Source organism: Pseudoalteromonas sp. SG44-17 (assembly GCF_014164235.1).
GTDB lineage: Bacteria > Pseudomonadota > Gammaproteobacteria > Enterobacterales > Alteromonadaceae > Pseudoalteromonas > Pseudoalteromonas rhizosphaerae.
The window spans coordinates 1-11,504 of the sequence record NZ_JACJEV010000060.1 but is presented as its reverse complement, the minus strand read 5'-3'; the positions used below and the strand labels follow the sequence as shown (position 1 = coordinate 11,504).

At 42.3% G+C, this 11,504-nt stretch carries 9 protein-coding genes; 4 read left to right on the top strand and 5 right to left on the bottom strand.

Annotation, left to right across the window (positions count from 1 at the left end):
* Window positions 1-665 precede the first annotated feature (665 nt).
* Window positions 666-1,817, bottom strand: coding sequence for a methionine adenosyltransferase (metK, locus tag H5182_RS21580; protein ID WP_149981353.1), 1,152 nt, complete (start codon window positions 1,815-1,817; stop codon window positions 666-668).
* Window positions 1,818-2,091: 274 nt separating this feature from the next.
* Between metK and tkt the strand changes: the two genes are divergently transcribed.
* From tkt to H5182_RS21560, 4 genes are all read left to right on the top strand, one after another.
* Window positions 2,092-4,083, top strand: coding sequence for a transketolase (gene tkt, locus H5182_RS21575; RefSeq protein ID WP_182760615.1), 1,992 nt, complete (start codon window positions 2,092-2,094; stop codon window positions 4,081-4,083).
* Between the two features lie 193 nt (window positions 4,084-4,276).
* On the top strand, window positions 4,277-4,588 hold the full coding sequence (locus H5182_RS21570; RefSeq protein WP_145235187.1) for a pyrimidine/purine nucleoside phosphorylase: 312 nt from the start codon (window positions 4,277-4,279) through the stop codon (window positions 4,586-4,588).
* A gap of 181 nt (window positions 4,589-4,769) precedes the next feature.
* A complete protein-coding gene (gene hpf / locus H5182_RS21565) occupies window positions 4,770-5,126 on the top strand; it encodes a ribosome hibernation-promoting factor, HPF/YfiA family (RefSeq protein ID WP_145235189.1) in 357 nt (118 codons plus the stop codon).
* A 205-nt stretch (window positions 5,127-5,331) separates the two neighbouring features.
* Window positions 5,332-6,504, top strand: a complete 1,173-nt coding sequence (locus H5182_RS21560; protein ID WP_182760617.1) for an NRAMP family divalent metal transporter — start codon at window positions 5,332-5,334, stop codon at window positions 6,502-6,504.
* Window positions 6,505-6,654: 150 nt separating this feature from the next.
* On the opposite strand, the gene yacG is transcribed toward H5182_RS21560, so the two are convergent.
* The 4 genes from yacG to H5182_RS21540 all read right to left on the bottom strand — a co-directional run bounded on the left by yacG (window position 6,655) and on the right by H5182_RS21540 (window position 10,305).
* Window positions 6,655-6,885: a DNA gyrase inhibitor YacG gene (gene yacG / locus H5182_RS21555; RefSeq protein WP_145235191.1), complete on the bottom strand. Its 231-nt coding sequence runs from the start codon at window positions 6,883-6,885 to the stop codon at window positions 6,655-6,657.
* 67 nt (window positions 6,886-6,952) lie between these two features.
* Window positions 6,953-8,632, bottom strand: a complete 1,680-nt coding sequence (gene pilB / locus H5182_RS21550; protein WP_145235193.1) for a type IV-A pilus assembly ATPase PilB — start codon at window positions 8,630-8,632, stop codon at window positions 6,953-6,955.
* Window positions 8,633-8,771: 139 nt separating this feature from the next.
* Window positions 8,772-9,404 carry a dephospho-CoA kinase gene (gene coaE / locus H5182_RS21545; protein WP_182760614.1) on the bottom strand — a complete coding sequence of 211 codons (633 nt, stop codon included), beginning with the start codon at window positions 9,402-9,404 and terminating at the stop codon, window positions 8,772-8,774.
* A 1-nt stretch (window position 9,405) separates the two neighbouring features.
* Window positions 9,406-10,305, bottom strand: a complete 900-nt coding sequence (locus H5182_RS21540; protein ID WP_310741416.1) for an A24 family peptidase — start codon at window positions 10,303-10,305, stop codon at window positions 9,406-9,408.
* Window positions 10,306-11,504 lie beyond the last annotated feature (1,199 nt).

Below are 11,504 nucleotides of genomic sequence, written 5' to 3'. Positions count from 1 at the left end.
TATTTAACCATTCTAGCGAGCTAAATAAAGCGCTAACTGCGTTATAATTTTTTCAAGTAGAACAACTACATGTCAAAATTTACGCCTTGTTATCACTGTATTTATCTGTCGCTATAAATGGTCAGAAACTTAACACGATTGGTATCACTTTCTAGAACCTAGCTTTAATTGCGCGGGGTAAACCCGCGCCTACGTCTGGTAGCAGCGAGTTTATCTCGCGACAAACACTTTATCCTTCGCGGTGGCAAGCCACTCGCCTACAAGTAATATCCACCGCGCTCCTGTAGGTCGCCATTTATGGCGACAAGCCTATTTACCTCCGAGGGTAGGAGGCGCTGTGCGCTACACCTAGAAGACAAAAGTAAAGTTGATTACTTACAGGTTTTTCCTCTATGAACTCGGTGAACTCTGTGGTGAAATTATTAAAAAATAGGTTTGCACCAAGAGTAGTGAATGAGGGGGAAATACCACTGGCTTCGAACACGCCCTAACTCCTAGTCACTTTCTAGAACCTAGCTTTAATTGCGCGGGGTAAACCCGCGACTATGTCTGGTAGCAGCGAGTTTACCTCGCGACAATAACCTAGGCATTTACAACAATATAATCAGCAGGCATAAAAAAAAGCGCCAATTGGCGCTTTTTCTACATTTACATAAAGGCTGATATTAAAGACCAGCTGCTGCGCGAAGTGCGTCTGCTTTATCTGTGCGTTCCCAAGGGAATTCATCACGACCAAAATGCCCGTAAGCTGCAGTTGGTAGATAAATTGGGCGCTCAAGATCAAGCATTTTAATTAAGCCATATGGACGTAAGTCAAAGTGTTCACGAATCAATTCAATTAAACGTGATTCTTCAAGCTTGCTGGTACCAAATGTTTCAACACTGATTGACGTTGGCTCTGCAACACCGATTGCGTAAGAAACTTGTAGCTCACATTTGTCAGCAAGGCCCGCAGCAACGATGTTTTTAGCAACGTAACGTGCAGCGTACGCAGCTGAACGGTCAACTTTTGATGGATCTTTACCAGAGAATGCACCGCCACCATGACGAGCCATGCCGCCATAGGTATCAACGATAATTTTACGACCAGTAAGACCACAGTCACCCATTGGGCCACCGATTACAAAGCGGCCAGTCGGGTTAATGAAAAACTTAGTTGCACTAGTGATAAGCTCAGCAGGAAGTACTGGCTTGATGATTGTTTCCATCACAGCTTCTACTAAATCTTTTTGTGAAATGTCTTCACTGTGTTGAGTAGAAAGTACCACTGCGTCAATACCTACTGGCTTGCCGTTTTCATATGCAAAAGTAACTTGTGATTTTGCATCAGGACGTAACCAGTTAAGCTCGCCGCTTTTACGTACTTGCGCTTGACGCTGCACTAAACGGTGTGAGTAAGTGATTGGTGCAGGCATTAATACTTCAGTTTCGTTACATGCGTAACCAAACATTAGGCCTTGGTCGCCAGCGCCTTGTTCTTCTGGGCTAGTACGGTCAACACCTTGGTTGATGTCAGGAGACTGCTTACCAATCGTGTTTAAAATTGCACACGAGTCTGCATCAAAACCCATATCAGAATGAGTGTAGCCAATTTCACGTACAGTTTTACGTGTGATTTCTTCGATATCAACCCATGCGCTAGTAGTGATTTCACCACCAACCATAACCATACCAGTCTTTACGTAAGTTTCACACGCAACACGGGCATGAGAATCTTGTTCTAAGATGGCATCTAGTACCGCGTCAGAGATTTGGTCCGCGATTTTATCCGGATGACCTTCAGAAACAGATTCAGAAGTAAATAAATGTTTTGCCATTGTCTTTGCTCACAAATATTGCGCTTCACAAACGTCGGTAAGAGCGCTAAAAAATTTAGGGGCGTATTTTATCTAAAACAACGATAGTTGCATAGTTTTTTTACGCCTAGACGTCTAAATAAAATTACTAATAACTTTTTGTTCTTAAAAAAAATTCATAATGCCCAATTTAATCAGGTTTTTAATTGCATACAGCCCCTACAATAAGTAAGAATGGATCTTCAAATGAATACACACAATAACCAGCGCAAATACAGTAAAGGTAGGAGAATCCATGCCGTCTCGCAAAGAACTTGCAAATGCTATTCGCGTCTTATCAATGGACGCAGTACAAAAGGCCAAATCAGGCCACCCTGGAGCCCCTATGGGCATGGCTGATATCGCAGAAGTACTATGGCGCGATTATCTAAACCACAATCCAACAAATCCAGAGTGGGTAGATAGAGATCGATTTATACTTTCCAATGGCCACGGTTCAATGCTTATTTATTCTCTATTGCATTTAAGTGGTTATGATTTACCAATTGAGGAAATTAAAAACTTCCGTCAAATGCATTCAAAAACACCTGGCCATCCAGAATATGGGTATGCGCCAGGTATTGAGACTACTACGGGCCCACTTGGTCAAGGGATCACTAACGCGGTAGGTATGGCGATTGCTGAAAAAGCATTAGCCGCGCAATTTAACCGCGAAGGTCACGATATTGTTGATCACCACACATATACTTTCTTAGGCGATGGTTGCTTAATGGAAGGTATTTCTCATGAAGCATGTTCACTTGCCGGCACATTAGGCCTAGGTAAGCTTGTTGCATTTTGGGATGACAACGGTATTTCAATTGATGGTGAAGTTGAAGGTTGGTTTAGCGACGATACACCTGCACGCTTTAAAGCCTACGGTTGGCATGTAGTAAGTGACGTTGATGGCCATGACTCAGACGCTATCCGCGCAGCCATCGAAGAAGCACGCAGCATCACCGACAAACCAACACTAATTTGTTGTAAAACAGTTATCGGTTATGGTTCACCAAATAAATCAGGTAGCCATGATTGTCACGGCGCACCACTAGGTGAAGACGAAATCAAAGCAGCACGCGAGTTCCTTGGTTGGACTGGTGAAGCATTTGAAATCCCAGCTGATATTTATGCACAATGGGATGGCAAAGAAAAGGGTAAACAACTTGAAGCTAACTGGGATGAAAAATTTGCCGCGTACGCCGCTGCACACCCAGAACTAGCCGCTGAATTTAAACGCCGTACTAGTAGTGAGTTGCCAGCAGATTGGGTTGAAAAATCACAAGCATATATTGAGCAACTAGACGCAAATCCAGCAAACCCAGCATCACGTAAGGCATCGCAAGACGCACTGAATGCATTTGGTCCATTACTGCCTGAATTTATGGGCGGCTCAGCTGATTTAGCCGGTTCTAACCTGACTATTTGGAAAGGCTCTAAAGGCTTAACACGCGATGATGCCAGCGGTAACTACATCTATTACGGTGTGCGTGAGTTTGGGATGTCGGCGATTATGAATGGTATTGCATTGCATAAAGGTTTTATTCCTTACGGCGCAACTTTCCTAATGTTTATGGAATATGCACGTAATGCTGTTCGTATGGCTGCACTTATGAAAGTGCCAAGCATTTTTGTATACACCCACGATTCAATCGGTTTAGGTGAAGATGGTCCAACTCACCAACCAGTAGAGCAAATTGCTAGCATGCGTTTAACGCCAAACTTAGTTAACTGGCGCCCGTGTGACCAAGTTGAGTCTGCGATTGCATGGCAACAAGCGATTGAACGCCAAGATGGTCCAACATCACTTATCTTTACTCGCCAAGGCCTTGAGCAACAAACTCGCTCAGCGCAGCAATTAAGCGACGTGAAAAAAGGTGGTTATGTGCTGAGCTGTGACGGCGAGCCTGAGCTTATCTTAATCGCAACTGGCTCTGAGGTGCAATTAGCACAAGATTCAGCCGCTGAACTGCGTAAGCAAGGTAAAAAAGTACGTGTTGTCTCTATGCCATCGACCGATGTATTTGATGCACAAGACGCTGCTTATAAAGAAAGTGTACTACCAGCTGCAGTTTCACGCCGCGTAGCCGTAGAAGCAGGTATTGCTGACTACTGGTATAAATACGTAGGTTTAAACGGCGCTGTAGTAGGTATGACCACCTTTGGTGAGTCAGCACCAGCTAATGAGCTGTTTGAGCACTTTGGCTTCACGGTAGAAAACATCGTAAACAAAGCAAACGAATTGTTTTAACCTTAAAGGTTAAAATGTAAAAAGCCCGCACTGTGTTAAACGCAGTGCGGGCTTTTTTATACAGAGCTGTAAGCTTTAAGCCGTCAGCTATCAGATGCCCATGAGTATTTTTCACATCACTACACTTGCATGCTATGCGTCCTTAAGGCAATGTGGTCGCAGTTAAATTATAAATCAAAGAACAGGAGTGAGGATGTCTCAGTTTGATAATGTAAGTGTTGTTAAAACAGCGAACGTATATTTTGACGGTAAAGTATCAAGTCGTACCGTGGTTTTTGCTGATGGCAGCACTAAAACGTTAGGTTTTATGCAACCGGGTGAGTTTGAATTTGCTACGAGCAAAAAAGAATTGATGGAATTAAACGGCGGCCAGTGGGATGTATTACTCCCTGGTGAGACGAAATGGCAAACGATGTCAGCAGGGGAGTCTTTTAACGTTGATGCTAACGTTACCTTTCAAGTAAAAGTGACTGACTTTGCTGATTACTGTTGTTCGTATACTTAATATACAAATTAAGTGACACGCTGAAAGCCCGCCATGCGCGGGCTTTTGCATATTTAATGTGACTAAATTGATCTACATCAGCTGTAATAACAAATAAATTTCATATTTATGCTTTTCTGCCTTGTGTTAATCTAAATAGCCCCCAATACTAGTTATGAGGTAACATAAAAAAGGATACCCTATGAAAATTAATCTTTCTGGTCACCATGTTGACGTTACTGACTCTATTAGAGAGCACATCAACGAAAAATTTTCAAAAATTGCGAGTCATTTTCCATCTCTGATCGCACTAGATATCATTCTTTCAAAAGAGCATCATAAGCTCCAAGCAGAAATCAGTACCATATACGAAGGCGCGCGTTTATCCGTTAAAGGTGAGAACGAAGTTCTTTATCCAGCTATTGCAAACGCGGCTAAAAAACTCGATGCAGCACTAAAGCATCGTAAAGGCCAAATTAAAGCCAATTTACATGAAAAACCGGTGAGCACTACACCTGAAATTGCTCATGAAATTATTCAAGAAATGGACCTACGTTAAATAATAAAGACGCTAGATCTTAGGCAACTAGGATCTAGCGATTTACATCTAAAGGACTAGTCCTCTAAACCTCCGCTTTACTCTTTATTTCTTAATTAAAACGCTGTAACTTGCTTATTATTAACCATAAGTAATAAGTACACAGATGCAGTCAGCAGTATCAATTTGGCAAACTCGTTTAAACGCACTAGGTCCCGGTATTTTAATGGCGACCGCTGCAATTGGTGGCTCACATTTAGTGGCATCAACGCAAGCAGGGGCTATTTTTGGCTGGCAGCTATTTTGGTTAATCCTCGTTGTTAACGTGCTTAAGTATCCGTTTTTCCGCTTTGGTATCGAGTACACGCTAGCCACAAAAAAAAGCTTAGTTGAAGGCTATCAAAGTAAAGGCCCATGGTTTTTTTATAGTTTTATTGGGTTAAATATTATTGCTGCGGTGGTCAATACTGCTGGTGTGCTGCTATTAACGGCCAGTTTATTACACTACGCTTTACCTATTGCTATTTCAGTGACTTTACTGTGTTGGTTGATCCTCGCCGTTTGCTTAGTCATTTTATTACTCGGGCACTTTAAAGCACTCGATAACGTCGCAAAGGCTATTATGGGGCTACTTACACTAGCAACAGTCATTGCCCTCGCTATTGCATTTAGTAACGGCCCAATGGCACCTGCTGATTACGTTGGCCCATCTCCCTATGAACTTGCTATGCTGGGTTTTATGGTGGCATTGATGGGCTGGATGCCTGCACCGATTGAAATCTCAGCATTAAGCTCATTGTGGCTTAAAGAAAAACAAAGCCAACAAAGCGTGACTAAGGCTCAGGGGTTATTTGATTTTAATTTGGGTTATTGGTTAACCGCAGGGCTGGCATTAGTATTCTTTTCACTCGGTGTGTTAGTGCAATACGGGCAAAGCGCGAATATAGAGCTCGGCGGCGTGGCATTTGCTAAACAGCTTATTGATATGTATGCCCTTACCATAGGTGAATGGGCACGACCATTAGTTTCAATTATCGCGTTTTTGTGTATGTTTGGCACAACTTTAACCGTGCTTGATGGCTACGCCCGCACATTAAACGAATCACACAAGTTATTAGGTTTTAAACAAAGTAAGCACAGCTTAAATATCTGGTTGATAGTACAATCTTTGGCGGGGATGGCGGTGATCTTATTCTTTAAATCAGCCCTTGGCCCTATGCTTACTTTTGCTATGACGCTAGCATTTTTGACCACGCCGATTTTTGCATGGCTGAACTTCAGCTTAGTTCGCTCAGTGCCAAGTATTCAGCATTCCAAAGCAATACAAAGCTTGAGCTGGTTAGGACTGATTTATTTAGTTGGCTTTGCGTTGGTATTTTTGGTTTGGAAGCTTGGTTAACAGCAAAGTAGTTAATTGGAGTTTGCGCGGGGTAAACCCGCGCCTACATATTGGTAGCAGCGAGTTTACCTCGCCACGGGCTGCGAGCTTCGAATACTAGAACCTAGCTACTACCTAAAACCTAGCTTCTATTTTTCAATTACTTCAGGCTTACTTGAAAAAATCATCGTCGTTTTTAGCAAGCATAGCTTCAATATCTTCAATCATATCTTGGCTTAAATCATCTGCAGAGGTTATTGGTGCAGAGATTTTATTGTTTTCAAACGACCATTCGCCTAAATCAATTAACTGACAGCGTTTTGAACAAAAAGGGCGGTGCGGACTTTTTTCTGACCATTCGACTTCGTTTTTACACGTTGGGCAGCTTACAACTGTTGGCATAACATCTTCTCATACATATTGTTTACGATTTATAACTCTAAAATCTAGAAAGCTAGGTTTTAGGATCTTAAAAACTAGTTACTCGGTTTATCTCGGCTAATGAAGTCATACCGGCGGCAGCTTTTCTGAGGCCTGATAAACGCAAGTTATTAAAGCCTGACTTTAACGATACTTCAGCAATTTCTAGTGAATTACCGCCACGCATAATGATTTGCGCTATTTCTGGAGTAATCTGCATTACTTCATAAATACCCACACGACCTTTGTAGCCATCAGTGCAACTATCGCAGCCTTTGGGTGCAAATAAAGTGAGTTCAGTTATTTGTTCAGGGCTAAAACCTTGGCGTTGTAACTCTTCGTCCGGCAAGCTTTCTGGTGCTTTACATTTAGGGCATAAACGTCGAGCTAAGCGCTGTGCGATAATTAAGCTAATCGAGCTGGCAACGTTATAAGCAGGTACACCCATATTAAGTAAACGGGTTAGGGTTTCAGGAGCAGAGTTAGTATGTAAGGTCGATAATACCAAGTGACCAGTTTGCGCCGCTTTGATAGAAATTTCAGCGGTTTCAAGATCACGGATCTCACCTACCATCACCACATCAGGATCTTGACGTAAAAACGCTTTTAGCGCATTAGCAAAGGTCATCTCTGCGCGCGGGTTAATTTGTACTTGGTTGATACCTTCGAGGTTAATTTCAACCGGATCTTCTGCAGTGCTAATATTACGCTCTGGTTGGTTAAGAATATTCAAACCAGTGTAAAGTGATACTGTTTTACCCGAGCCGGTAGGGCCGGTAACTAAAATCATGCCTTGCGGTTGTTGCAGCGCATCCATATAGAGCTTTTTCTGCTCAGGTTCGTAACCCAGTACATCAATGCCAAGCATTGCACTGGATGAATCAAGGATACGCATTACTATTTTTTCGCCCCACAAAGTCGGCAGCGTACTTACCCGGAAATCGATACTTTTACGTTCGGTGATTTTAAGTTTGATACGGCCATCTTGTGGTTTGCGTTTTTCGGCAATATCTAAGCGTGCCATTACTTTTATACGCGCTGATAAACGCGTGGCTAAGCTGTTCGGCGGGCTGGCCATTTCATGTAAAATGCCATCGATACGAAAACGCACGCGGTATTTATGTTCGTAAGGTTCAAAGTGTAAATCCGAGGCGCCTTTTTTAATTGCATCCATCAAAATTTTATTGATGTATACGATAATCGGGGCATCGTCTTTTTCGTCTTCGCCGTTGTTTTGTATTTCGCGAGGACCTTCGGTATCTAAATCACTAAATTCTTTAAATTCTTCATCACTTAAATTTAAACTGCCCGACGCATCAAGCAGTTGATCTATTTTGGCTTCAAGCTGGCGATAATCAACAACGACCACCTCACAAGCAAGCCCTGTACTGAATTCAAAGTTTTCAAAAGCACCATAATCAGTAGGATCCGACGCGGCAATGTAGAGTTTACGGCCTTTTTTAACTAAAGGTAGAATATGATGATCTTTGATCAGTTTTTCTTTAACAAGCTCTTTGGGGATCAGCTCGACGTCAAACTCACGTATATCAAAATAAGGCACTCGGAATAAGTCGATACATTGCTCGGCAAGTTCATGACCATCAATACCGCTGCATTTTGCGATCAACTCTGCTGTTGAGCCATACTCACGCTGTTTGAGTTTGACTGTTTCTGCGTCAATACGGCCAAGCGTAATAAACTTTCTAAGTAATGGTGAATTAATATTCATTGCGCACCTTGGTTAGATCCTTTCATAGCCAGCAATTTATCAGAAAAAAGAATGGTATAACATCAGTCTTGTCGATTTAAGGTAATTTGACAACAAAAAGCTAAAAAGTTTTTGTTTATCACAACCGTTATCATCTTTATTAGTTAACTTTAGCCGTTAGTTGTAAGTAGTTTTGATGAAGTTGCATTATATCCTGCTCAACTAAATGCAATGGGCGGTTGTTATCAATCACATCGTCAGCTCGATGGCGTTTATCCTCGCGTGACATTTGTGCGGCTATAATACTGCGTGCTTGCTGCTCATAGGTGTTATCGCGGGCGATAGTACGCTTGAGTTGTATTTCTACAGGAACGTCAATCACTAAAGTGCGATCACAATATTGCTCAAGACCATTTTCAAATAACAGTGGTGCGACGAGCACCACATATGCGCTGTTTGCAGAGTGTAAATCAGTAAGGGTTTTTTCTCGGATCAGTGGATGCAGCAAATTATTAAGCCAAGTTTTTTGCGCTGTATCAGCAAAAATAATCTCACGTAATTGCGCCCGGTTTAAACTGCCGTCGGGGTTTAGCACTTGGGCACCAAAATGCTCACTAATAGCAGCTAAACCAGGGCTATGCGGTTTGACTACGTGGCGTGCAATAATGTCAGCATCAACCACGGTAATAGCGAGTTTTTCAAACATGGCACTAACGGCGCTTTTTCCGCAACCAATACCGCCGGTTAAGCCCAGCACCCAATTTTTCATCGGTTTATGAGTGGATGCATGCATATTAATAACCTAACAAATTAAAATAAAATACTTGGATTTGTGTGCCCCATAACAAAGTAACCCAGCCGGCAATGGCTAAATAAGGCCCAAATGGAATTGGCGTGGCTTTATCTTTGCCTTGAATACTCAATAATGCGATACCAATAATAGCGCCCACTACACTCGATAATAAAACAATGGTGAGTAATGATTGCCAGCCAAGCAATGCGCCAAATACCGCTAGTAATTTAAAATCACCATAGCCCATGCCTTCTTTACCGGTGAGCAGTTTAAATAGCCAAAATACGCTCCAGAGGCTTAAGTAACCACATGCTGCACCAATAATGGCATCTGTTGGGGAGATAGTGATGCCCATTACCGCAGCAATTAATGCTAACCAGACTAAAGGTAAGGTGAGTTGGTCAGGCAGTAGCATATGATCAATGTCAATAAAGGTCAGGGCGACGAGCACCCAAGTAATTAAAATATACAGTAGTGCCTGCTCAGTCACGCCAAAGGTGTAGGCCACTATTAAGCTTAAAACCGCAGTAAGCATTTCAACAATTGGGTAACGTACTGAAATTGGGTTACTGCAACTGGCGCAGCGACCTTTTAACAATAACCAGCTAATAACAGGAATGTTTTGCCAAGGTTTAATTGCCGTTTTGCATTTTGGGCAAGTAGAGTTAGGCTTGATCAGATTAAACTCAGTTTCTGTATTATCAGCTTTTGTAGGTTTTAAATCGTCAGCCAGTAAAACACGGCATTCTGTTTGCCATTCACTCTGCATCATTATCGGCAACCGGTAAATAACTACATTCAAAAAACTGCCAATACACAGGCTCACTAAGCCAACAGTGAGTAAGTAAAACCATAATTGGTTTTGCATAACAGTGATTATATCGAGAAAGAAATTTTGCATTCGCTAAAACCTAAAACCTAAAAACTACTAAAAGCCCGCGCTTACGTGTATGTAGCAGCGAGTTTACCTCGCGACTGTTTATACATTTACACAAACAAACCTATTTTACCACCGAGGGCACAAAGGCGCTTCGCGCTACACAGAGAAACCAAAGTAAAAAATCACTTATTTTTTCTCTGTGAACTCTGTGAACTCTGTGTTCTCGGTGGTGAATTAATCACTGACAGAACTTGAATCTATTGCGCAGGGTAACCCCGCGCCTACGTATTGGTAGCAGCGAGTTTACCTCGCGACTGTTTATACATTTACACAAACAAACCTATTTTACCACCGAGGGCACAAAGACGCTGCGCGCTACACAGAGAAACCAAAGTAAAAAATCACTTATTTCTTCTCTGTGAACTCGGTGGTGAATTAATCACTGACAGAACTTGAATCTATTGCGCGGGGTAACCCCGCGCCTACGCATTGGTAGCTGCGAGTTTACCTCGCGACTGTTTATACATTTACACAAACAAACCTATTTTACCACCGAGGGCACAAAGGCGCTGCGCGCTACACAGAGAAACCAAAGTAAAAAATCACTTATTTCTTCTCTGTGAACTCTGTGTTCTCGGTGGTGAATTAATCACTGACAGAACTTGAATCTATTGCGCGGGGTAAACCCGCGCTTACGTGTATGTAGCAGCGAGTTTACCTCGCGACTGTTTATACATTTACACCGACAAATCTATTTTACCACCGAGGGCACAAAGGCGCTGCGCGCTATACAGAGAGACCAAAGTAAAAAATCACTTATTTCTTCTCTGTGTTCTCGGTGGTGAATTAATCACTTACAGAACTCGAATCTATTGCGCGGGGTAAACCCGCGCCTACGCATTGGTAGCAGCGAGTTTATCTCGCGACAATGAGATTATTTTCGCGGTGGCAAGCCACTCGCCTACAAGTAATGTCCACAGTCAAAAATCTTTCTGCACAAAGAGTAGAATGAGAGCAAATGAGAAAAGCGCCACGGGCTTCGAATACACCCTAGCCATTTCCTAGCTCCTATTTTTACAATTACTTCTCTAAATCGCAGCGTCTCTTAATCTCTGTGGTGAATAAATCACTTAAACAAAAAAGATGTTGCATTGCTTAATATAAATTAGGAACATTATTGCTTACAGCTTACAGCTTACAGCTTACAGCTTACAGCTTAC